22 protein-coding genes and 2 pseudogenes are annotated in these 20,977 nt (G+C 63.6%); 10 read left to right on the top strand and 14 right to left on the bottom strand.

Translation table 11 applies throughout. The annotated features are described in order from the left end of the window. Positions 1-235: 235 nt before the first annotated feature. The 3 genes and pseudogenes from PV762_RS27035 to PV762_RS27025 all read right to left on the bottom strand — a co-directional run. The gene (locus tag PV762_RS27035) at positions 236-811 is read right to left on the bottom strand and encodes a hypothetical protein (protein ID WP_421038093.1); all 576 of its coding nucleotides are present in this window, start codon (positions 809-811) and stop codon (positions 236-238) included. Next, the gene (locus PV762_RS27030) at positions 795-1,775 is read right to left on the bottom strand and encodes a glycoside hydrolase family 19 protein (protein ID WP_421038092.1); all 981 of its coding nucleotides are present in this window, start codon (positions 1,773-1,775) and stop codon (positions 795-797) included. Before PV762_RS27030 ends, PV762_RS27035 begins: the two co-directional genes overlap by 17 nt. Before the next feature lie 538 nt (positions 1,776-2,313). Then, positions 2,314-2,679 (bottom strand): annotated as a pseudogene (locus PV762_RS27025) (transposase); the annotation flags it as partial. A gap of 451 nt (positions 2,680-3,130) precedes the next feature. Here PV762_RS27025 and PV762_RS27020 point away from each other — a divergent pair. Beyond that, positions 3,131-3,811, top strand: a complete 681-nt coding sequence (locus PV762_RS27020; protein ID WP_421038091.1) for a hypothetical protein — start codon at positions 3,131-3,133, stop codon at positions 3,809-3,811. A gap of 154 nt (positions 3,812-3,965) precedes the next feature. On the opposite strand, the pseudogene PV762_RS27015 reads toward PV762_RS27020, so the two are convergent. Further along, positions 3,966-4,358, bottom strand: a pseudogene (locus tag PV762_RS27015) (integrase core domain-containing protein); the annotation flags it as partial. A gap of 182 nt (positions 4,359-4,540) precedes the next feature. Here PV762_RS27015 and PV762_RS27010 point away from each other — a divergent pair. After that, on the top strand, positions 4,541-5,896 hold the full coding sequence (locus PV762_RS27010; protein ID WP_421038090.1) for a TolB family protein: 1,356 nt from the start codon (positions 4,541-4,543) through the stop codon (positions 5,894-5,896). A gap of 346 nt (positions 5,897-6,242) precedes the next feature. On the opposite strand, the gene PV762_RS27005 is transcribed toward PV762_RS27010, so the two are convergent. Next, the gene (locus PV762_RS27005) at positions 6,243-6,470 is read right to left on the bottom strand and encodes a hypothetical protein (protein ID WP_421038089.1); all 228 of its coding nucleotides are present in this window, start codon (positions 6,468-6,470) and stop codon (positions 6,243-6,245) included. Positions 6,471-6,623: 153 nt separating this feature from the next. After that, complete coding sequence (locus tag PV762_RS27000) at positions 6,624-7,007, bottom strand: hypothetical protein (protein WP_421038088.1); 384 nt, start codon at positions 7,005-7,007, stop codon at positions 6,624-6,626. A 381-nt stretch (positions 7,008-7,388) separates the two neighbouring features. On the opposite strand from PV762_RS27000, the gene PV762_RS26995 reads away from it, so the two are divergent. Further along, positions 7,389-7,790: an ankyrin repeat domain-containing protein gene (locus PV762_RS26995; RefSeq protein ID WP_421038087.1), complete on the top strand. Its 402-nt coding sequence runs from the start codon at positions 7,389-7,391 to the stop codon at positions 7,788-7,790. A 73-nt stretch (positions 7,791-7,863) separates the two neighbouring features. On the opposite strand, the gene PV762_RS26990 is transcribed toward PV762_RS26995, so the two are convergent. Next, positions 7,864-9,234 carry an MFS transporter gene (locus PV762_RS26990; protein ID WP_421038086.1) on the bottom strand — a complete coding sequence of 457 codons (1,371 nt, stop codon included), beginning with the start codon at positions 9,232-9,234 and terminating at the stop codon, positions 7,864-7,866. A 230-nt stretch (positions 9,235-9,464) separates the two neighbouring features. Beyond that, entirely contained in the window at positions 9,465-10,070 is a 606-nt protein-coding gene (locus tag PV762_RS26985; RefSeq protein ID WP_421038085.1) for a hypothetical protein, read from the bottom strand. A gap of 362 nt (positions 10,071-10,432) precedes the next feature. Between PV762_RS26985 and PV762_RS26980 the strand changes: the two genes are divergently transcribed. The 5 genes from PV762_RS26980 (at position 10,433) to PV762_RS26960 (ending at position 14,515) form a co-directional block, all read left to right on the top strand. Then, the gene (locus tag PV762_RS26980) at positions 10,433-10,948 is read left to right on the top strand and encodes a hypothetical protein (protein WP_421038084.1); all 516 of its coding nucleotides are present in this window, start codon (positions 10,433-10,435) and stop codon (positions 10,946-10,948) included. Next, positions 10,887-11,741 (top strand): serine/threonine-protein kinase, encoded by an 855-nt coding sequence (locus tag PV762_RS26975; RefSeq protein ID WP_421038083.1) that lies wholly within the window; start codon positions 10,887-10,889, stop codon positions 11,739-11,741. The genes PV762_RS26980 and PV762_RS26975 overlap by 62 nt, the downstream gene beginning before the upstream one ends. Before the next feature lie 8 nt (positions 11,742-11,749). After that, a complete protein-coding gene (locus PV762_RS26970; protein ID WP_421038082.1) occupies positions 11,750-12,895 on the top strand; it encodes a hypothetical protein in 1,146 nt (381 codons plus the stop codon). A gap of 82 nt (positions 12,896-12,977) precedes the next feature. Next, positions 12,978-13,268, top strand: coding sequence for a hypothetical protein (locus tag PV762_RS26965; RefSeq protein ID WP_421038081.1), 291 nt, complete (start codon positions 12,978-12,980; stop codon positions 13,266-13,268). Between the two features lie 101 nt (positions 13,269-13,369). Beyond that, on the top strand, positions 13,370-14,515 hold the full coding sequence (locus tag PV762_RS26960; protein WP_421038080.1) for a hypothetical protein: 1,146 nt from the start codon (positions 13,370-13,372) through the stop codon (positions 14,513-14,515). Positions 14,516-15,007: 492 nt separating this feature from the next. Here the strand turns inward: PV762_RS26960 and PV762_RS26955 are convergent, their stop codons facing one another. The 6 genes from PV762_RS26955 to PV762_RS26930 form a co-directional block, all read right to left on the bottom strand. Next, a complete protein-coding gene (locus tag PV762_RS26955) occupies positions 15,008-15,799 on the bottom strand; it encodes a hypothetical protein (protein ID WP_421038079.1) in 792 nt (263 codons plus the stop codon). A gap of 92 nt (positions 15,800-15,891) precedes the next feature. Then, positions 15,892-16,287, bottom strand: a complete 396-nt coding sequence (locus PV762_RS26950) for a hypothetical protein (protein WP_421038078.1) — start codon at positions 16,285-16,287, stop codon at positions 15,892-15,894. A 288-nt stretch (positions 16,288-16,575) separates the two neighbouring features. Then, complete coding sequence (locus PV762_RS26945) at positions 16,576-16,809, bottom strand: hypothetical protein (RefSeq protein WP_421038077.1); 234 nt, start codon at positions 16,807-16,809, stop codon at positions 16,576-16,578. Beyond that, complete coding sequence (locus tag PV762_RS26940; protein WP_088404002.1) at positions 16,806-17,183, bottom strand: hypothetical protein; 378 nt, start codon at positions 17,181-17,183, stop codon at positions 16,806-16,808. Before PV762_RS26940 ends, PV762_RS26945 begins: the two co-directional genes overlap by 4 nt. 72 nt (positions 17,184-17,255) lie before the next feature. Next, a complete protein-coding gene (locus tag PV762_RS26935) occupies positions 17,256-18,803 on the bottom strand; it encodes a methyl-accepting chemotaxis protein (RefSeq protein WP_421038076.1) in 1,548 nt (515 codons plus the stop codon). Between the two features lie 312 nt (positions 18,804-19,115). Further along, positions 19,116-19,292, bottom strand: coding sequence for a hypothetical protein (locus PV762_RS26930; RefSeq protein ID WP_421038075.1), 177 nt, complete (start codon positions 19,290-19,292; stop codon positions 19,116-19,118). Between the two features lie 160 nt (positions 19,293-19,452). Between PV762_RS26930 and PV762_RS26925 the strand changes: the two genes are divergently transcribed. Together PV762_RS26925 and PV762_RS26920 are read left to right on the top strand one after the other, a co-directional pair. Further along, the gene (locus PV762_RS26925; protein ID WP_421038074.1) at positions 19,453-20,373 is read left to right on the top strand and encodes a DUF2272 domain-containing protein; all 921 of its coding nucleotides are present in this window, start codon (positions 19,453-19,455) and stop codon (positions 20,371-20,373) included. Then, positions 20,370-20,951 carry a hypothetical protein gene (locus PV762_RS26920; RefSeq protein ID WP_421038073.1) on the top strand — a complete coding sequence of 194 codons (582 nt, stop codon included), beginning with the start codon at positions 20,370-20,372 and terminating at the stop codon, positions 20,949-20,951. The genes PV762_RS26925 and PV762_RS26920 overlap by 4 nt, the downstream gene beginning before the upstream one ends. Positions 20,952-20,977: the final 26 nt, after the last annotated feature.

Raw genomic sequence — 20,977 nt, 5'->3', positions numbered from 1 at the left:
TTCGTCTGGCCCCGCGACGTGACCGGCACGGTGAGCCTGAGCCGCACTCAGTTCGACGCCCTGGTGCTTGGCCTGCCTTGGCTGCGTATCCCGGTACCAATGACCGCTCGTTCCGGACCTACCTGACCAAACGACGCAAGCTCGCTGTTCGTGACCTCAGCGGCTGTTCAAAGTGCGAGTTGAGGGGGCGTTGGTGCTGCAACTGCAGCGAAGCCACTCCCGCGTTGGAGGCCGCCTATTTCGAGGGCCCATACAACTCGTAGGCGCCGTTATCGGCCTCCTCAATGCGCAACAACGGCGTCGAGGACTTGCTCTCGGCGGGAGAGGAGCCGAATTTGACCAGCTCGCGGGAGAACGCAGGCAGCCTGACGCCTGGTGGGCGTTGGCAAGAGGCGTTCATGATCATGCGTTCACCGTTGAACACCGTCAGTCCAGCATTGTGCGAGCAGTCACCCCCCACGCACTCAGTCATCAGGTAACGATAAGAGGAACGGTCGAACCATACCTGACTGACCCATGCCCGCGGAGCCGCCGGAGCGACTGTGCCACCGAACGTCTTGCCGTTCGCCGCGGTCGCGGAAAATTCGTTCTCGACTCTCTGCCCGGTACCGTATCGATAAGCCAGGAGCGCCGGCGCGGCTTCGGTTGGCGACGCGCACAGCGAGGCCGTCTTCTTGCCGGTAAAGCAATTGAAGACAACGACCTCCTCCGGTTTGCACAGCGAGTCCGAATTTTGATCGGACGCTACGGCCAGCGACGGCAGCGCGAGAACGAGGCCCGCGACAGGAATCAGCCTACTCAAAGTGCTCATATGCGGTTCTGAAGTGATGTTGGCGCTCCTTGTAGCTGTGGGTGTTCGCGTTCACCACGCGCGTTACTCGGTCCACGTCAGCTGCTGAGCTACCCTTGTCTGCGAGACGAGGCAGGCGGTTGATCAACCAGTAGCAGATCGCGGAGCGCAGTGAGTAGGGAAACACTGTCAACAGATCGGGGTCTCGCTCGAAGTTGACCGACGTGTCACCGAAGACTGAAGCATGCTTGGCTGACACTGCGGCGTAGTTGGAACGCCCAGTCACTTGGATGAAGCCACGCCCCCTGTACTTCCAGCCGTCGCCGCTCTTCTCGTCGCCATTTCCGTTGCGACCGCCATAGGCCTTGTTCGCAATATCTTCCTGGATGGCTTTGCGCTTGAAGGTGCCCTTAGGGCCTCGTTCGTAGCCGTCAGTATCCGCTTCATCAGGATGCTTGCCATAGTACGCAAACAAACCTTTGAGCCCAGCGGGTGAGTAGGTCAGATCCTCAGTCTTTGCGTCCATTGATGGGCCCGTCTCTTCTCGTACCTGAGCAAAAAAGTGCGCGCGGCGCAGCTTGGTGTCGAGCTGGTAGACCTCCGGCTTGCGGTTTACCTCGTCGGCCACCTTCGCGAGCAAATCGGAAGAGGCCAACTCGAACAGCCGCTTGAGCTGTCCTGACGTGATTTTGCTCGACGTCGCGGGTCGGTCAGATACGGAGAGCCAGCCAGCCGTCAGTGCGGTCCCATCCTTCGTCCTAGCTGGATTGGCGACAAAGCCAGATTGGGCCAAGAGCGGCGGAAGTTCGGGGTCAGCAAGATCAAAAAAACCCAGCGACCCCGGGGTGTCGCCAACCCTCGTACAAACATCGGGATCGCCATGGTCATTGAGGCCAAGCGGACCAGGCGTGGCGGCCGCGGGCCACTGATCTGCGGAACATAGGGGGCCAGGCGGCCGGGAAGTTGCCATGGTGCTGCCGGACAAGGGACTATGGCGATGGTAAGCGCCCAGTTGGCCGTACGCGCCGTGACCTTGGTCAACGCCATGCGGGGAGCATGTCGTCGGACCTCGAAGCGCTGCAAGGCGCTGTGGACCGAGATCTCGCAGGGCAAGATGCCCAGCACCGTGTACGATGCCTAGCAGGAGAAGCGGCCGCTGCTGATGCGGCTACGATCGCGGCGATCCTTCTCTACGGCCCTTCGCGGCGTCCTCTAGGGACGGTCTGCAAAACACCGCCCTTCGCGCAGTCTGCGCCCAAGCGTTTGGCCTGGTCTCATGAGCGGCTCGGGCGCGGTTGGTCGTGTGGAGTTTCAGTCCGGTTTTGATGCGGCTTTTACCGCCGCGGCGCCCGTCTGACGCGTTGCAGACGCACTCATCCCTGCGCTTCCAACAACCGTCGGCGCGCCATCCACAGATTGCCCAGCGCGCACAGCATCGTCAGTCGCGCCGTGTTCTTGGCCAAGCCCAGATAGCGCACCTAGGCATAGCCAAACTGCTGCTTGATCAATCGGAACGGATGGAAGGCCAGCACCTGCGGCGCCAGCTGGTGCTTCTCCAAGAGGTGCCGAAAGCGCAGGATCGTCGTCTCGTCGGGCATGCGCGCCGCGCCGTCCAGACCGGCAAAGCGTCGATAAGGCGGACGCTCATGAAGCTCTTCTTCCATGGCCGGATCGCTGAGGTTCCACCAGAGCTGCAGGCAATGGATACGCAGCATCGTCTCGATGGGAAACGGTGGACGTCCGCCCAAGGCCTGATGCGCACCGCGGGCGTACGGCTGGATCAGCGCGACCAACTCGGCCCACGGCACGACGCTGTTCATCTCGTCCAGGAAGACCTCCTTACGGGTCTTCTTGGGCAGCGGGTCAAAACCAAGCGAGCTTTGATTCATGCCCTCATCGTCGCTGACCGACGATCAAATCGCCAGTCAGGGTGACGAGGGGTTTTGCAGACTGTCCCTAGCAAGACTCAAGGCGCCGCTTGACTCAGAGTGGGCACCCCGCCTTGCCCATACGCTTACTTCAAAGGTGATTGTCCATCGCGAACACCAACTCCGATGTTCACCTAGAAGCTAGATCTCGCTGCGACTTTTTGGTCCCGCGTCCTGCGGCGATGTGGTATCGCGCGTAATTGAGCGCTTCGCGCGGCCGGCTGGCTATTCGCTGATCCCATCAGGCGCTGTCGTGTGGCGCCTTACGCTGAGCGCTATGTCCGGAATCGAACGCGGTAGCACCCCAGCTGTCCGAGGCGTCTGCCTCCCCTCAAACTCCTCGGCGACTGAGCCCTCCCGGTGCCGTGGCGCCCCGGCGCAGCCTACGGCGCCACGTTCTTCTCAGGGACCCTTGGCGAACTTGGTCGCGCGAAGTCAGGCGGCACCAATTATTTCTTCGAGTGCCGCTGCAGCGGCAATCCCTGGCAGCATCCGGCGCGCGGACTTGGGACACGCGCGCCAGAGCCTTGAGATCAATTCCATCGCTTTGGCGTTCGATGCGGCGAAAACCGACGAGACAGCCAAGGAAGCAGCCTTTCGCGCCATAGCGTTCTACACGAAGAATTCGACTCGAATCAATGCGCCGCTGCGCGCCGGCGATAACGGGAGATTGCTCGACGCCTTTCGCCGGGCCGTCGACTATGGACTCAAGCAGTTGCCTGATTTCGGCCAGACACGCGAGCCGCTCGATCGGCGTGTGCATTTCTCGCGCGAGATGTTAGACACGATCATCCGCGAAGGCACACTCCGCGACCCCGCCTTCATCAGCACGTCAGCGTGCGTTCTCGATTCGTCGGCGCTGTCCTTGCGCAACACGCTGATGCATATCGAGGCAAAGTACGCAGCGGACGTCTCAGGCATATCTCCCGACCCCCACGCCCGTGAAAATCTGCTGTGCTCGAACAGCACTTTGGAGCTCGTAGACGCCAAGCTCACTCGAGTCGACGATGAGGACGATCCACTGTTTCAGCCCGGGAACGAGTCCGTGCGCGCGGAGCTATGGATGCGCCAGCAGACGCCCGAACCGAGGTAAAGGGCGCCCCACAATGCCTGAAAGCTACCGGCAGCCTCTTGATGAGGCACAGCCCACATTTCCGGTTGTAGATCGGTTGAAGCGTTTGGTAGCGTGCGGGCCCGTCGAGTACTGTGCCACCGGTTGTTGAAGCCTCCTTGATTTCCTGTACCAGTCAGAAGTAGAGGTCGGGGAATCGTTTTATACGGTACTCGACTGGCGGCACGCGACCCAGCGCTTCATGTGGACGATGGTGGTTGTAGCGCTGAAGCCAGTCGGCGGTCATGGCCCGCACCGCGGCCAACGAGTCGAAGACGTAGCAGTCCAGCACCTCGGTGCGGTAGGTCTTGTTGAAGCGCTCGACATAGGCGTTCTGGGTTGGCTGACCAGGTTGGATGTGACGTAGCTCGATGCCCTTGGCGGCGGCCCAGTCGCATAGCGCCTGGGCGATGAATTCCGGCCCGTTGTCCAGCCGGATCGACAACGGCGCGCCGCGCACCTCGACCAGTTCGCCTAAGGCCCGGATCACGCGCGCTGCCGGCAGACTCGTGTCGACCTCGTTCCAGCAGAACGCGCGTCCCGATGCTGGCCAAGCTCATCCGCCGCCGGCCGGCTTGATGGCGGGTTTGGCCGGCTTCGTCGCATGAGCGGGGTCAGGTCTTCACAGCGCTCCTAGCATTCGCGCGGTCCGAACTTCCAACTCGAACCGCCATGCCTCCACGCGTAACGATTACCTCGTTTCTGCTTCTCGTGGCTGCCCTTAACGGCCTGCCGATCGCAGCGGCCGCGGCACCGCCGGTTGTCGGGAGCGACCTGATCGTCGAACGGGTCGATCTTCCCGGCGAGGATCCTCAGCGGCAGGCCTACAACCTGCAGGAATCCGCCTCCCTGCGCGTCTTTGCGCGTTCCGCGGCCGGATTCAAGCAATCGCAGATCCTCTGGCAGCGGCGGGATCCGAACGGCGGATGGCGGGCCGCCGAGCCGCTGCCGTTCTCCGATCCGCGCTGGCGCGACTCGGATCCGCACCTGTCGGGAGACGGCAAGACCTTGACCTTCGTGTCCAACCGTCCGGACGCGGAGAGCGCCTCCGCGCGCGACGATCTGGATCTGTTCGAAGCCGTGCTGTCGGATCTCGACACCGGCCAATGGACGGCACCCCGGCGACTGCCCGATGCGCTGCAGAGCCCGGGTCAGGAGCTGGGACCCGAGCGCTACGGCAAACGCCTCTACTTCGCCTCCACGCGCGTCGGCGGGCCGGGCAAGCTCTCCGTCTACCGTGTCGACGACGATGAGACGCTGCCACCCCGCCTCCTCCCCGCCCCGATCAACGAGGGGTCGGCGAACAGTGACTTCACGCTGAGCCCGGACGGGCGCTTCGTCGTCTGGTGGAGCAACCGCACCGGGAGCGAGGGTGGCGCGGACCTCTACCTGGCCGAGCGCGTGGGCGAGCAATTCGGCCTCGCGCTGCGCCTGCCGGCGCCGATCAACGGCGCCGGTTTCGAATTCACGCCGTCCATCACCGCGGACGGACGTTGGTTGCTGTTTGCATCGACGCGTCCGGCGCCGGGTACGGCGGCGGGGCTCTCGCAGGTCTATCGCGTGAGCTGGCCGGCGCTGCTGGAGACGCTGGGCACGGACGCGCATGCCTTCAGCCGCGCGGCGCTGGAGGGGCAGGTCGCCGCTTTATGGAAGTCCTTCGACCATGCGGCAGGACAGCCCGGAGACGCGGCGCGCATGAACGCGCTGATGCATCCGGAAGCGCGCGTGTGGGGTCAGCAGCTCAATGCGCAGCTCAGCGAGGTGCAGTTGCGCAGCTGGTCGGCGCAAGCGTTCGTGGCGGCCGTGGGCAAGCCGAGCCCGCGGGCGCTGCATGAATGCGAGATCCACCGGGAGGTGCGCCGGTACGCCAGCCAGGCGGAGGTCTTCAGCGTGGTCGAATCGCGCCGCGATCCGGCACAGGCGGCGCCGGACTACGTGGGGGTGAACAGCACGCAGTGGCAGTTGGGACCGCAGGGGTGGCAGATGCTGTCGCTGCACTATGCGGTGGAGTTGCCGGGAGCGCCGTTGCCCCGGTATGGCGGGCAGAGTGGCAGGTGCGTGGGCTAGGACCCGCCCTCCTCCATGATTCTCCAACCTTCACGGCAGAATCCGCCTCCATGTCGCATGCCCGCCCCCTCGTTCAGCAAGACCTCGCTCACTGGTTCGTTCGACGTGGCCGGCGCTGCCTGGCCCGAGTGGTTGGAGACGTCGAAGGACATGGTGCGTTCGTACCTTCGCGACGGAAGGAACGCGGCCCGCTTGCGGGACTCGCAAGGCGTGGGCATCGGGTTCTGCGATGGCGACATGTACGTCTTGTGGCCTGAGGCGAAGGCGTAGTCTCGTTTCAACCTCTTCAACAGCACGCCACTCACGCGATGGAACCTTGCCCGATCTGCGGCTCAGTCATCGATCCTCAGAAGAGTCGATATCGACTGACGCTCGACGAGCTTTCCAGCAACTTCTTTGGCTCCGTCTTCGCCATATCCTGCAGCGCGCGCTTGGCGACTTCAAAGCAGTCGTCGACGTGCGAGTTGCCGAGCAACTTCATGGCGAGCAACAGCGACACATCCGCCCTGATATCCAGACCGGGCACGGGGACCACGGCGGCCGTGGCCGAGAGGGTGGCCCGCGTCGTGACCATGGACTTGCATTCGTCGCGAGTGCGTTCAAGTTGCCACTATCCACCCATTCGTTTGGAGACCCACCCGAAGGGTCATGGGGTCAGGACTTGTCATATGGCGCGAAAGTCAGGCGCGAGCCGATCGACGATCGTCTCGCACCTTGGTTCTCGCGCTCAAGAGACCACCTTGCTCCGATCGTCGTCCACGGCGCGCTCCACCACGCCGAGCATCCCGAGCGCTTCGCGCAGGGACTCCTTGACGGCGGTGGCCACGTGCTTGGCCGGATCGCACTCGGCGGTGTTGTCGGCGAGCATGGACAGCATCGACGCGCCGCTGACCAGCAGAGCGCGCAGATTGGCCAGCGCGGAGCCGGTCGTCAGATCCGCGCGCAGGCAGATCGCATCGGAGCCCAGCCGCGGCCCGAAGATCTGCGGCTCGGTCATGCCCCAGCCGTGCTGCAGGCTGATCAGCGTCTGCTGATCGCAGCCCGCCAGAGGATGCCGCGCGCGCAGCGGCTTGTCGGACTCGTCGATGCGTGCTTGTTGGAAGCTAGCCATGTCGTACCTCATTCCAGATTGGCAGCCACCGGCTCCGACGTTGAAGGCGACATGCCTTCGGATCGACCGGAGAGGTGGGCGAGATGTTCAACTCACGACGAACCCAACGTGAGGCCGTCCTCGCGGATAGGCCCATCTCGCCCATGACCAAATGATCAGGAGCTAGACACCAGTCTCAGGACCGGCGTCGGGATCGTGGCGGGTTGAATCACCGAGGTCCATGCTGCGGCCAATCGGGACCTCATTCTTTGATCCATATCAAAGACTTCCGGCCATTCCTCCCTTAGAGGGAGTGAGGGGGATGACATCCCCCAAGAGGGTCAGGGCTTGTCAGTCGGCTCCGGTCTCACCGTGTTGGAAGCTGCCTTATGCTCGGTGCCTATGTCCGACACTGACCCCGACTGGTATGAGCTTCGCAATGCTCTCTACGCCAAAGAGTACGAGCGAGCCGAAGCCCTCGTGGCAACCCGGCCTGAGTTGACTCATCTCATGAATGGCATCGGCGAGACGGTGCTTCATTTCCTCGCCGTGGAGAACGACCAGGCCGCCGTGGCATGGCTTCATGCACGCGGGTCAGACATCAACACAAAGGACTCGTTCAGCGAGCCCGTTCTGTTCCAGGTGGCGTCACTCGGCTACAAGGAACTGTTCAGCTGGCTGGTCGCAGCCGGCGCCGATCCGTTTGCCAACGGCCCTCACGACCAAGACCTGGTCGACTACCTGTTGGAGTTCGACAAGGAAGAAATGGCCGATTGGGTACGTGGCCAAATCGACGGTCTTTGATTCGCGTCTTTGGGAACGCCTCTGAGGCGGATGATGTCGGCGCCTGGTTGGAATGACGGTATGGGACTGCCGCTCAGCCGCGAACCTTTAGCCTCGCAAAACTCGCCACCGCCGCCAGCCCCGCGGTCACACCGCCCAGCGCCAGCGCGACGGTCGGGCCGTCACGCAGGCCGGCCAGATGGAAGCACAACGCGACCAGCGCCGCGCCGCTCGCCTGTCCGAGCAACCGCACCACCCCGATGACGCCGCTGGCGCCGCCACTTCGGTGCGGGGGCGCGCTGGACATCAGCGCCGTCAGGTTGGGTGCCTGGAAGAAGCCGAAGCCCGCGCCGCACAGCGCCATCCACAGCACCAGCATCGGCAGCGAGGGATCGTGGGACTGCAGCGCCAACCCGCACATGCCGACCGCTAACACCGCCAAGCCGATGCCGCCCAGCAGCCCCGGCGCATGCCGGTCCGACAGCCGGCCGGCCAGCGGCGCGGTGATCGCGACGACCACCGGCCACGACGTCATGAGGTAGCCGGCGTTGGCGGCGTCGCGGTGCAGGACCTGCTCGAAGTAGAACGGCAGCGAGACAAAGGCCAGGCCCTGGGTGGCGAAGGCGCAGACCGCAGTCACCGCCGACAGCGCGAACATGGGTCTGCGCAGCAGGTCCACCGGCAGCATGGGCGTGGCGTGGCCGTGCTGGCGATGCAGCAGGAGCGCGCCGGCGGCAATCGTCAGCATGACAGCGGGCAGCACCTGCGTCCAGGCGGACAACTGCGCCATGGAGCCCAGTGCAAAGATCAGCGCCGCAAAGCTGGTGGCGGTCAGGACGGCGGTGCCCACGTCGAAGCCGTGCGGGCGGGGTGGACTGCTCGGCAATGTCGGCCAGGCACAGGCGATCGCCAGCAGGCCCAGGGGGACGTTGATGCCGAACAGCCAGGGCCAACTGGCCGCGGACAGCAGCAGCGAGGCCACCGTCGGCCCGACCACGAAGCCGATGCTCCCCACCAGCGCATTGAGGCCCACGCCGCGGCCCAGCCGGGTCGGTGGGTAGATCTGGCGGATCAGCGCGATGTTCACGCTCATCATCGCGCCCGCGCCTATGCCCTGGAAGGCGCGCGCGGCGGCGAGCAGCTCGACGCTGGTCGCGGCCATGCACAGCCCCGACGCGACGGTGAACAGCACCAGCCCGCCGAGAAAGACTCGCCGCGGGCCGATGCCATCGCCGAGCGCGGCGAAGGGCAGCATCGTGGCGACAACCGCGAGCTGGTAGGCATTGATGACCCAGATGGCGTCGGCGGCATGCGATTGCAGGTCGGCGGCGATGGTCGGCAGCGCGACGTTGGCGATGGCCGTGTCCAGCGTGGAGAGCATGACGCCCAACAGGACCGCCAGCAGCGCGCTGCGTCCGCGAGGGTCAAGGCCTTGTTTTTCTCGTTGCTGATCGTCGGGCGACATCGAGGAGTGCTGCTCTGAAGGTGGAGAGGAGGCGACCCAACCAAGTCTCGGCCTACGCCGCACCGGATGGACCTCGCCCGATCATCGGGCAACACCTTCGCGCAAGATTACGGAGGACGCACGACGATGGGGTTGGCTCCGCGACGACACTCGAATAGAGGGCGCAGGACGCCGCAGAGCGCACAGCGCGGCGTGCGGGAGCAACACTGGACCGGGCTGACGCGCTTCCCTCAATCGTCAGGTTGGCACCTTCCGTAAGCCTTTCGGTACGGCTTGTCGAAGCACTCGGCCAGTCTCTCCAAGACCTTCAGATTCATCGCGTTCTCAGCGTCGGCCTCCGTCGCGCGTCGATGAGCCTCGTACTGCACGTCGAACGCGGCCCGGTCCTTGCGAAGGAAAGCCACCGTCGCCAACACGTAGGTGTTCCAGCTAAAACCCGGCGTGTCCGTGGCTTCTTCAGGATTGATCGACAATAGGGCCTGCTCCGCAGCTGCGGCATCGTCGCCCAACATCGCCAATGTCTGCGCGAGGTGCCAGCGCACTCCGCGCTGCTCGTACTCCTGGCGTCTGACATAGCGCTTGATCAACTGCGCCTGCTCCAGGTGGCAGTTGCCCAGCGCGCGCCAGCCCCTCTCGGTCTGGTCGAACTCCCAATACGGGAGCTTGATCGCGACCGGACCGACTTCGTTGTACACCTTCGGGCAGTCAATCAGGTCTTTGGCCATCGTCGGCTGGGTGGTCTGTTGAGCGCCCGACTGCGCAAAGGCGCAGGCGGCAGGTCCTGCGATGAGTAGGGATGCGATGCATCGGATCAGGTTTCTCATCTCGTGGCCCATGAGAGCGGAATGCAACGAGAGGCCATTCTCTGATCTATATCGAAGACTTTCAGCGATTCGCTCCTCAGCGGAACTGAAGGGTCAGCATTCCCTTTGAGGGTCAGGGCTTGCCAGCCAGCGCGGCACGCAAGGTAGAACGCCATGACGCTTCACACCTAGGCGCCTTGGATCAGGGTGAAAACTTCACCTGAGGGCCGACCTACTTGCCTATGATGTGTGGGGCCGTTCGGCCGACTGCTTGCCGCTACACGAGAGAACCTTGTGTCTTTGCTCTTGCGCCCCCTCAGGTCGGGGACGAAGGGCGCACGACCCACCATCACCTGTTGCTAGACTCGCAAGAAAAGCAGCCCAAGAAGCGCTCCATGACTCAAACCAAAAGCCGGACGGAAGGCCGTACCGAATTTGCTACCGAAGCCGACTTCGTCGACAGCTTCGTGGGCAAATTGTCGAAGGGCCGTACTTCATTCGGAAAGGTGCAGATCACCAAGGAGTGGGACCACACGTCTGGCCTCGTCGATGTCCTCGCGCGGCATCGCAAGAAGACGCTGGTGGCCTTCGAGGCGAAGCTAGATAACTGGAAACGAGCATTTCATCAGGCGTATCGCAGCACTGCGTACGCCAACAAGTCGTACGTCATCGTCCCCACACATGTGGCCGTAAGAGCCCTAAGGGACCGAGACGAATTCGAGTTGCGGGGGGTGGGACTATGTTCATTCGACGGAAAGTCCGTCCAGGTGCTCATCGAGGCATCCGAGCAGGATGCTCTCTTGGTGTGGCTCCGTGCGCAGGCGCACGAGTTCTTCGACACGCTCGACGATGAGCCGCCAGTTGAACCTGGACGCGGTCGCGGCGGAGCATTGCAGCCAGCGCGGCTTTGAGTTTCGCGGCCCACTGGGAAAGGGGGCGTTCAAGAGCGCCTACCTTGCTGCCCAGCAGCAGCAGACTTTCGCCCTGAAGCTTGCAGTCGCTGCCGGCGCAGCAGAGCGCCTGGTGCGAGAAGCGCGAGCCCTGCAAGATTGCACGCATGGCTCGATTGCTCGGCTGCTGGAAGCGTACCCGCACACCATTCCATCAGGTGTCCAGCTGTGGGTTGTATGCGAGGAGTACCTGGCAGGCGGAACACTGGAAGCTAGGTTAGCCCATGGCGTCCTGTCGCCTCAGGAAACTCGTGCCATTGGAGTCTTGCTCGCGGAGGTGCTGGGCCATCTCCATGAGAAGCGGCTTGTTCACAGGGATATCAAGCCAGCGAACATCATGTTCCGCGACTGCAGCAACTCCTACCCTGTGCTCACCGACTTCGGCATCGTGCGGATGCTTGACCAGCCTACCCTGACGCAGGCGTTCGCCCAGATGGGCCCTGGCACTCCTGCGTACGCTGCGCCGGAACAGCTCACGAACGAGAAAGCCCTCATCGACTGGCGTACTGACCAATTCGACTTGGCAATCGTGCTTGCCGAGTGCCTTCTCGGTCATCACCCGTTCCTGGTCGCCGGTAAGACCATCCCAGAAGCAATCATGAGCGTCGCCTCGCGACAGGAGTTGCCCACCGAGAACCGCTCACGCCTCGAAGCGCTTGGCTTCGGCGCTCTGGCCACCGCGTTGAAGCCGTGGCCTGTCGCTCGCTTCCGCAAGCCCGCCGATTTCGTGGGCGCCCTGAACGCTATTTCCTGAGGACAACCATGGCTTCTTATCTGCAGCTCGGTCACGAATCTTGGAATCTTCTCGAGGAGCCTGACATCGGCGACTATTCGGGCCTCGTCCTCAGCCCGGTGAACGATGGCCCGGACGACGTGGCAAACCGCCTGGAAAGGCTGGGAGAGCTCCGCGACGATCTTGAGGTGATCCTCGATCCGCAGATGTACAACCCGGCGTTCGAGAAGGGGAAGATGGACGAGTGGGCGTACTTCTCCGCAGACTTCGCCACAGCAGATCAGAGCGACGTCAACTGGTGGGTGCAGCGCGGTCACGAAATCGTCGAGCAGGGAGCACAGCTGGCTGTGGACGCGGTGTGCTCCCCGGCGTTCGTGCCACGGCTGTATTCGGACGCTTACTACTCGTTGATGGTCGACGTGGCGGACCAGACTAAAGACCACGCGGACGGTCGGGGTCTTGAGACTTTGCTCACAGCCATCGTGAGCCTACGCGACCTAAACAACCCAGCCCGCGCGCTGAGCATTGCGTCGATCCTGTCGCGCAGCTCGTGCGACCGGATTTACCTGACGTTCTTGAACGAGGACGTGCCCCCGCGTGAGCCTCTCTGGGATGAGGCAGGACTACCCACGGCGGTTCACCTAGTCCGACTGCTGTCCCAAAGCATGCGAGTCCACGTGGCCTTCGCCAGCCACGACTTGGTGATGTGGAAGTTCGCCGGTGCGACCGACATCTCCACCGGCAAGTACATGAACTTGCGCCGGTTCTCCCCGGGTCGCTGGAAGGAGGAGGAGCCAGGCGGCCGGCAGGTCGCCTATTGGAACGAAGGGCCCCTGCTGGCACGGCTTCGCGAAGCCGACGTTGCAAAGCTCAACCGCAAGGGTTGGTTCGACGAACGGAACTTTGATTCGAACCCTGCCGGCGGTCGGATTCTTGAAATCATCCGAAGCGGTGTGAAGGCCCCGTGGCTGAAGTTGTCCTGGATGCAGTACCTCCGGTGGGCGAGCAACATGGAAGCCCGCTGGCACGGGAATAGCGCAAGCGCCGAGCGGAGCTTGGTCCGCTCCGATGGGAACTGGGGGGAAATTGAAGACGTTCTTTTCCAGGACCGCTTCAACGACGGTTCTCACGTGCGCGAATGGCTAAACGCTGTTCGTGAAGGCAGCCGACGCTAGGAAAGCGAAGTACCGCAGCGCACCGGAGGTCGCCCCCACGTGCGTCTACGATCCGAGTTCAGGGCGGCTAAAAGGGACGTGTATGCGACACACCATCTCCTTGCAGTACATGAAGCCCGAGGACAGCAAGCCCAGCGCGGGCTACGAATTTACGGACTCGGAGTTGGAGCTCCCCGATGGTGGAACGGTTCCCCGCGTCGGTGAGTTCATTCAGCTCGTGACGGACAAATCGACGACCAGTTACGTGGTCCTCGCCGTGCATACGCGCATCTTCCTCGCAGACCCGAAGATCAAGCCAGGCTGGCACTCTTACGTCACGGTCGGCCCCGTGAAGAACGTGCCCGACCCTCGCCTGCTCGCCATCCGCGAGTAGAGCATCCTGCGTCGTGCCGAGCTGCGCGGGCGAACGCCTGACTCGCGCCGCTGGAGTTTGGCGCGCACCCACAAATCTAATCGGCAGTCGAGGGAGAGACGATGGCGCTCACGGACCAGCAGATCACCGAATGCTATGAGAGGTACCTGCGGGAGCAGGACCGCTACATGAAGATGGCCGAGGTCACCTACGAGAAATGCCTTGAAATCGTTCAGAAGAAGCTCACGGTCAGAGCGACTGTTCAACGCCGCGCGAAGAACCCGAAGAGCTTCTTTGAAAAGCTGAAGAAGGCCGAAAATCGAGCGAAGTACAACTCGGTTGACGAGGTGTTCCAGCGGATCAGCGACCTTGCAGCCGTACGCATCGCTACCTACCTAGAGTCGGATCGCGAGCCGGTGGTCGAAGAGTTGAAAAAGGAGTTCGTCGGACCTCCAGGTACAGGGAACGGCCCCGACATCCAGGTAAAGGACAAAGCCGGCGATGGACTGCACTACCGCGCAACCCACTGTCAGGTGTTCCTTCCCGAGGAGGACCTTGCGGGAGCCAATGAGAACCTCGCCGGAACCACTTGCGAGATTCAGGTGTGCAGCCTGCTAGCGCACGTGTTCAACGAGATTGAGCACGACCTCCAGTACAAGCCGCTCGCCGGAGAACTTTCAATCGTGGAGCGCGAGCTGATCGACCAACTCGGCCTACTGACGAAGTCGGGTGACATCACCATCAAGCGACTGCTTCACGAGACCGATGACCGATTGAAGGAGCGAACTGGCGAGTTCGCCGACGTGCACGACTTCGTCGCACGCATGCGCGAAACAATGGACCTGAAGGACTTCGCTTCTAACGCCGGGCAGCTTTTCGATGAGTTGAACGTGCTGAGGCTGATGACGCCCGACGCTCTGAACCAGGCAATCTGCGGCACCGGCCAACAAAGCATTGCCGAGATTTCGAAGCACGAGTACGAACAACTTAAGCAGTTCCTAGCCGCGCAGCAGACCGAGTTGCTCGACGATGGAAGCTCGGATGTCCTCCTCGTGGGCTTGCTCAAGAACCGCTACGAGGAAATCTTGGCGCACCACCCCATGGGCCGCGGTCGGGGCCGTCCGAATCGCCTGGCTCAAATTGGTGTGGCTTACCGAAAGATGCTCCAGGCACGCGTGCAGAACGCTGGAACGGCGGATCAGATTCTGACTGGAGCGACCCAGGATGCGGGGACGGCTCCAGTTGCTGCAGCTGCCCGGGGCGGCTAATTCTCAATTGGCAGCCTCCGCGCAGCGCCTAGCGACCTTCGAGTTCCGCCATCTGCACCGCTGAGGCAGCGCGCAGCGCCGCGTTCTTCAAGTGGATGGCGCGCAAACAGCTATTGGAGATGCGGGGATGAGTCCGTCTGAAGTGGCCGGAACGGCCGCTTCAGACGCCGGAAACGGCGGCTAAGCAGTTCAGTCGAACGCGCTCAAGATCTGACCCCAGCGCAGATCGACGCGTACGACGCGAAAGCGAAGTCTTCATGCGTCGCAGATCATGCTCTGCAGACCATCCTTAAGAGGCACGGTGCTCTTACTTCAAGCCGGATTCCTTGCTCCGCTTATGGAGCCGAACGCACCCCAGCGAGCCTGAACTCGAAGAAGGCGGCTACGTTTTTGTATTCACTCGCACACAGGCCATAGCCGGGGAAAGCCGTTCGGGGCAGACCAGGCCATCTTGCGAACTTCAACGTCTGCCGGTCATGGGAGAACGATGTTCTATGGGCTTGGTGCCCCAGACGAAGCACTCAGCGACACACCTACTGCTGCACAAAGCTTTGGCTGGCTACTAAGGAGGGCCTCTCGTTCCGCTGCTTGCAGCCGAAGGCGCTCATCAATAAGACCGAGTTCGGCGCGTGCAGCGGAGATTTCCGCTTCATTTCTAGTAAGCAGCAACGCTAGCCTCGCTGCAAGTTGGGGGCCCGCAGCAGGATGGTCAGCGCCAAGCTCCCTTCTGAGCTTCGAGAAGAATGTGGCCCCACGTTGATTTGCCATGCGCTGCCATTCGAGCAGTCGCCGCTTGAACTCGCGCGCATCGTGCGCACTCCCGAGCGCGGAGCGCGTAGGCATACTTCTTCCGACGCCACTTTCCGAGACCATATGCGCGGCATCCAAAGGGTCGTCAAGATCAAAACCTGCCGCGACTAGTCCTAGCTCCCAATTCTTCGTCGTCTCTGCCAACGTAGTCGCAGGCTTGTCCCCGAGGGCAAGCGCATTCGTAGTACGCTTGATTGCCTCACGCGCAATTTTCATATTCTCCACGTCTTGGACGTATGCCTCGTTCTCTCTTACGAGCGCTTGAATCAGTCGCTGCCCCTCAATTCTCTTGGGAAGCCCGGATGTCAAGCCAGCGCGAGCGATCACATCACTATTTGCTTTGTTTTCCAGAGTGGTAAACGCTAGCTCAAAGGTGTCGCAGCGCTGCTTCTGGAAGATCCACACCGCAACCACAAGGCTGGCTACCGCTATCGCTCCCCCAAAGAAAGCCTTCCACCGCACTCTCTTGAGCATGTTCAGAGTCCAAAGAGATATGTCGCCGGGACTTCAAATCCGCGCAAACCCAGTCTTTGCGGGCCGCAACTGATGAGAATGCTGCTCCACACTCAAGTGGGCGTGAACTTGAATGTTCGAATGTGAGGAATCGGGCCGCCATCGCGGCGAAGCTGCAGGGTGTGGACACCTGCGGCGACACCAATGGATCCCTGCCGCTCCCACTTCTGAGCATCCCAGCCGCCCGTCAGACCGGAGCAGTTCCCCGCAACTAGTTCCATATCCAATCGGAACTCTGTGGGTCGCGACTCCAAAGCGGCGTATTCGACGAAGAAGTCATAGTTCCCAGTGGCGGGGAACGCGATCTGGTACTTCGCTATGGTTTCAAGCGACGGCTCTCCCGAAGATCGAGGTTGCGTATAGATCACTCCTTCGCCAGCGGGCCCTCCAACAAGGATATGCGCCGACATATTGAAGTCCGAAGCCTTACGAATAATGCTCGTGTCCATGCTCATCCTTCAGTTTGACTTCGAGGAAGATGAACCAAAGCAGGAGGCAGCGCATCCCCAACCTTGGGGACACGGACGAAAGGCGGGGCGGTCTAAAGCCTTGAAGGAGGCGTTCTTGAAGAGGCTGAAGGAGCTCAAAGCATTACGCTCCACGCGCGCTTCCAGCGCTTGCACCTCAGACGTTTGGTGCGGAGAGCGCCGACGGATCGTCGGCGGATGCGCTTCGCGCTTCGTCCTGAAGATTTGCAATAGCGCCGAAGCGGCCTGCGCTAGTTTCGCCTTCTCCGCTCAGAGTGGTGTCCGATCAAAGTTCGCAACACCAGGGCCGAATGCAGCAATCGCCTGCTCTTTCACCGACTTCAGCGTCAGTCGAAGTTCGATCAGCTCGTTACCGTAGTCGGCGACCTCGTCCTCGTCTTCCGAGGTCTGACAGATGTTCGCCCACTTGGCATCCAACTCCGTCAGCGCCTCGAGAATGCAATGCGCTTCCCAGCGCGTCAGATCCAACGTCAGCGATTTCATGCTTGCTTGCCTTGCCTGAAGAACACACGGAACGCCTTCATTCCCAGCTCCTCCAGCAGTCCCTTGTACTTGTCCAGCGGCATGTTAACCGTGGGCGCGATGGTGTAGTGACCGGGACGGTCGTGAACCAGCTTCAGCCCTTGCGGCATCGGCGTCGTTGCGTTGAACTGCCACACCCAGCCGCTCATGTCTCTTTCTGCCAGTCCCTGTTCGTTGAACACGCTGACACCAGCATTGTTCGCAACGACCACGACGATGTCGTTGACCTTCGTCAGATCGACATCGTGCGGTCGGATGTTGCTGAGCTTGGGGGTGCTTGCGTTGCCGAGCCGGAAGACGTCTTCCGGGCAGAGATAGAACGATTTGGGGAACATTGGCCTCTCCTGTTGAGAGGCCAGTGGACCGTCCCGTCGCGGCGACGGCTAGTGACGTAAGCCACCTCCCCCTTAAGCCACCCTGAACGACGCCACCGACTCCGCCAACCGCTGCGCCTGCGCTTCGAGGCTGTTAGCGGCCGCGGCGCTTTCCTCGACCAGTGCAGCGTTCTGCTGCGTCACCTGATCCATCTGCGTGATGGCCTGGTTGATCTGCTCGATCCCACGGCTTTGTTCCCCGGCGGCGCCGGAGATTTCGTTGACCAGCTCGCTCACGCGTCTAATCTGCTCCACGATCTCCCGCATCGTTTCGCCGGCCGCTGCGACCTCCCGGCCGCCCGACGCCACCGACACGCCAGACGTGCCGATCAGCGTCTTGATCTCGCGTGCCGCGCTCGCACTGCGCTGCGCCAGAGCACGCACCTCGCCAGCGACGACGGCGAATCCACGTCCATGCTCCCCCGCCCTCGCCGCTTCCACCGCGGCGTTCAGCGCGAGGATGTTCGTCTGGAACGCAATCCCATCGATCACGCCGATGATGTCTTCAATCCTGCGGCTGCTGTCCGTGATCGCATCCATCGTCGCGACCACCCGCCCGATCACCTCCCCGCCCCGCTTCGCCGTCCCCGACGCCTCCTGCGCCAGCGCCGTCGCCTGACGCGCGCTGTCCGCCGCCTGGTGCACGGTCCCGGTGATCTCCTCCATCGAGCTCGCCGTCTGCTGCAGGCTGCTCGCCTGTTCCTCGGTCCGGCTCGACAGGTCCAGGTTCCCCGCCGCGATCTGGCTCGACGCCGTCGTCACGGAGTCCACCCCGCTGCGCACCTCGCGCACCAGCCCGCGCAGGCCGTCCACCATGCGCGCCAGACTCTGCTGCAGATCCCCCAGCTCGTCCTTGCGCGTCACCCGCACGTCCGTCGTCAGATCGCCCCCGGCCACCGCCTCCATCGCGCGCCGCACCTCCGCCAGCGGCCGCGTCACCGACCGCGTCGCCGCCACCCCGAAGGCAACACCTGCCACCACGCCCACGATCACCGCGATCCACAGCACCAGCGTCGTCTCCCGCACCGCCTCCTTGGCCAGCGCGCCGGACTCCGCCATCAACTCCTCCTGGCGCCCCACCAGCTTCTCCAATGCGGCCACGTACGCCAGCTGCGCCGGACGCAGCTTCTGCATCAGCACCAGCTTCGCGCCGTCCATGTCCTCCGTCTTGACCTGCGCGAAGAAGGCGTCCAGCGCCTCGCCGTAGGCCTTGCGCAGCGCCAGCGAATCCTTGAGGAACCCCTTGGCCTTCGCGTCGTGGATCGTCGGCACCAGCTCGTCATAGACCTTCGCCGCACGCTCCCGCGATTCGCGGATCGAGGTCAGCTCCCCCTCGCGCTCCTGCGCCGTGTCCAGCAGCAGCACGTTGCGCGCGTTGCGGGACTGCAGGTTCAGCTCGTCGAAAACCTTGCCGACCGAGCGCACCTTCACATACCGGTCGCCGATTACCTGCCCCAGCCGACCGTCCACCGACGTCAGCCCGCCTTGCGACGCGCCCGCCATCAGCAGCATGAGCAGGACGATCAGACCGAACGCCACGGCCAGTCGCCCGCCGATCCTGAGATTGAAAACTGAAGACATCGACACTCCCTTGTTGTGATTCCTACAGGATCGGCACCAACCTGGGGTTCCATGAGGGCTCCTCGCACCGCTTGGGCGGGAAGCGCCCAAGTCGGGCGGTTTTCATTGATTTAGGTCAAACAGGACTCGGCGGCTACCTGTTTCGAGATCGATGCCAAGCGCGCAACGGTCGGGCGCACCCGGTACGCATCCTTGACCAGACAGAGGGAAATCTCAGGCCACGCCCGGCCCGCCGCGTCCAGCGCGGCCATCGCCGTCTGCCGGAACAGGCACGGCGCATCCGACACCAGCAGCGGCACCGGCGCCGAAGGGTCAGGACTGAACCCCGGCGCCGCGTACCAGCGCATCGGCAAGGTCGCGATCGCGGAAGGCGTCCACTGCCGGCAGGGAGACGGTCTCGACGCTCGCGCCGAAGCCGCTGCCGCGCTTGATCCGCAGCGTCGCCGGCTGGTTGCCGGGCGTGCTGTTCGGGTAGCTGGTCTCGATCACGCCGCCCTCGCAGGCGACCACCGCGTACCGATGCGCCGCCGCGCCAACCCTCCGGTCCAGAGAAATCGCACCCGCAAGCTCAGTCTTCCGCCGATGCCCCCGCCGTCCCGCCGCGCCGACGATGAGCCTTCCGCGCCCCTTCCCCGGCGCAGGAGGCCCCATGTCACCGCGTCCTCGCCGGCGCCTGTTCCACCGGCATCCCTTGCCTCGCGACCTCTCGCACGCCATGCTGTTGGCGATGCTCGCGCTCGTCGCGCTCTGGCTCCAGGGATGCGCGCAGACGAAGCCGCTCGCCCCACCGCCGCCGCCGTGGCCGCTCGAAGACGCCGCGCCCGTCTATGAAGTCGAGCCGCCGCTCCCGCCGACCGCCGCGGGCGCCGGCTTGACTGCCGGCCTGGGCGGAAAGCTCGCCCCGCCGGCGCCCTCCACCGAACGGCTGCTCGCGCTCGCGCTGCAGGAATGGGAGCTCTGGGGTCGCGGCCGCTGGGACGCGGCCGCCCAGTTCACCGAGCGCCGCGTCGACACCCCGCGCCGGCAGGAAGTCGAGCCCTACCTCCACGCCCGCGTGCTGCTGTACTGGATCGGCGTGAAGGGCCCCGACTACCCGCTGCAGCGCACCCGTTTCGACGACGGCTCGCTGAAGCCCTGGAGCGCGATCTTCATCTCCTGGCTGATGCGCAACGCCGGTTTCGGCGATCGCCAGTTCGAGGCCAGCGAGCTCCATTGGCATTACATCCGCGCCGCGCTGGAGGGCAACCGCCCGGGCCTGGAAGCCCGCGACGCCGCCGTCACGCCGCCTCGACCCGGCGACCTCATCTGCGCGCCGCGCGACGCCCAGCCCGACGCCCCCACCGGCTTCGCCCAGTGGAGCGCCCTGCCCCGCGCCTTGCGCGGGCGCATCTGGACCTGGCACTGCGACCTGGTCGTGCAGGTCGACGGCGCCGAGCTCGGCGCGATCGGCGGCAATGTCAGCGAAAGCGTCAGCTGGACCCGCGCCCCGCTGGACGCCGGCGGACTCCTGATCCCGACGCCCGACCGCGCCTGGACCGTCCTGCTCCGGCAGAAGGGAGTGCCGCCTTGAGCCGCCGCGAAGCCGCGCTCGGCTACTGGCAGGCGGCCGTCGGACTGGCGACCGGCCTCAGCGTCATCGTCGGGGTGCTGATCTCGGTGACCCAGCTGGTCGAATGGGTGGACGACAGCAAGCGCGCCAACCTGACCGAGCGCCTGCAATCGCTGCAGCACGTCGCCCACCTGCTGGAGCGCGACGAGCGCATCCGCCTGCGCGCCCGCGCCTTCCTGCGCGAGCTGCTGCCCGAGATCGGCCCCCACGCCCAGGATCTGATCCGCCGGGCGGGCTCGGGCGAGGACCTCTATCTCAGCCAGGACATGGAGGACTTCGCCGCGGTCCACTTCCACTACGAGCAGCTCGGCGCGCTGGTGAAGCTGGAGTACATCGAGTTCCCGCTGGTCTACGAGGTCATCCCCTTCCCGGACGACTACATGGCGGCCGTGGCGCCCTTGCGCGCCGCGCTGGCGGAACACTGGAAAGGCATCGGACGACCGCTGCCGGACCTGGGCGCCAACATCGATTTCCTGAAATCCTGCTACGACCTCAGCCGCGCCACCCCTCGCGAGCGGCCGCACTGCCCCCGCGCATGAAGCCCGTCGCCGGGTCTTCGGGATTT

It is taken from the genome of Mitsuaria sp. CC2, assembly GCF_048957715.1.
Taxonomy (GTDB): Bacteria; Pseudomonadota; Gammaproteobacteria; order Burkholderiales; family Burkholderiaceae_C; genus Roseateles.
The sequence above is the reverse complement of the archived record's forward strand: the minus strand, read 5'-3'. Positions and strand labels throughout refer to the sequence as shown.

What these genes read in the sequence shown, in the direction of transcription:
- PV762_RS26995 (WP_421038087.1), top strand. Translation starts at nt 7,389, where the DNA reads ATGTCCGACACTGACCCCGACTGGTATGAGCTTCGCAATGCTCTCTAC.
- PV762_RS26980 (WP_421038084.1), top strand. Translation starts at nt 10,433, where the DNA reads ATGACTCAAACCAAAAGCCGGACGGAAGGCCGTACCGAATTTGCTACC.
- PV762_RS26985 (WP_421038085.1), bottom strand. Translation starts at nt 10,070, where the DNA reads ATGGGCCACGAGATGAGAAACCTGATCCGATGCATCGCATCCCTACTC.
- PV762_RS26925 (WP_421038074.1), top strand. Translation starts at nt 19,453, where the DNA reads ATGTCACCGCGTCCTCGCCGGCGCCTGTTCCACCGGCATCCCTTGCCT.
- PV762_RS27035 (WP_421038093.1), bottom strand. Translation starts at nt 811, where the DNA reads ATGAGCACTTTGAGTAGGCTGATTCCTGTCGCGGGCCTCGTTCTCGCG.
- PV762_RS26945 (WP_421038077.1), bottom strand. Translation starts at nt 16,809, where the DNA reads ATGAAATCGCTGACGTTGGATCTGACGCGCTGGGAAGCGCATTGCATT.
- PV762_RS26950 (WP_421038078.1), bottom strand. Translation starts at nt 16,287, where the DNA reads ATGGACACGAGCATTATTCGTAAGGCTTCGGACTTCAATATGTCGGCG.
- PV762_RS26975 (WP_421038083.1), top strand. Translation starts at nt 10,887, where the DNA reads ATGAGCCGCCAGTTGAACCTGGACGCGGTCGCGGCGGAGCATTGCAGC.
- PV762_RS26955 (WP_421038079.1), bottom strand. Translation starts at nt 15,799, where the DNA reads ATGCTCAAGAGAGTGCGGTGGAAGGCTTTCTTTGGGGGAGCGATAGCG.
- PV762_RS26990 (WP_421038086.1), bottom strand. Translation starts at nt 9,234, where the DNA reads ATGTCGCCCGACGATCAGCAACGAGAAAAACAAGGCCTTGACCCTCGC.
- PV762_RS26970 (WP_421038082.1), top strand. Translation starts at nt 11,750, where the DNA reads ATGGCTTCTTATCTGCAGCTCGGTCACGAATCTTGGAATCTTCTCGAG.
- PV762_RS26940 (WP_088404002.1), bottom strand. Translation starts at nt 17,183, where the DNA reads ATGTTCCCCAAATCGTTCTATCTCTGCCCGGAAGACGTCTTCCGGCTC.
- PV762_RS27005 (WP_421038089.1), bottom strand. Translation starts at nt 6,470, where the DNA reads ATGGTCACGACGCGGGCCACCCTCTCGGCCACGGCCGCCGTGGTCCCC.
- PV762_RS26965 (WP_421038081.1), top strand. Translation starts at nt 12,978, where the DNA reads ATGCGACACACCATCTCCTTGCAGTACATGAAGCCCGAGGACAGCAAG.
- PV762_RS26960 (WP_421038080.1), top strand. Translation starts at nt 13,370, where the DNA reads ATGGCGCTCACGGACCAGCAGATCACCGAATGCTATGAGAGGTACCTG.
- PV762_RS26935 (WP_421038076.1), bottom strand. Translation starts at nt 18,803, where the DNA reads ATGTCTTCAGTTTTCAATCTCAGGATCGGCGGGCGACTGGCCGTGGCG.
- PV762_RS27000 (WP_421038088.1), bottom strand. Translation starts at nt 7,007, where the DNA reads ATGGCTAGCTTCCAACAAGCACGCATCGACGAGTCCGACAAGCCGCTG.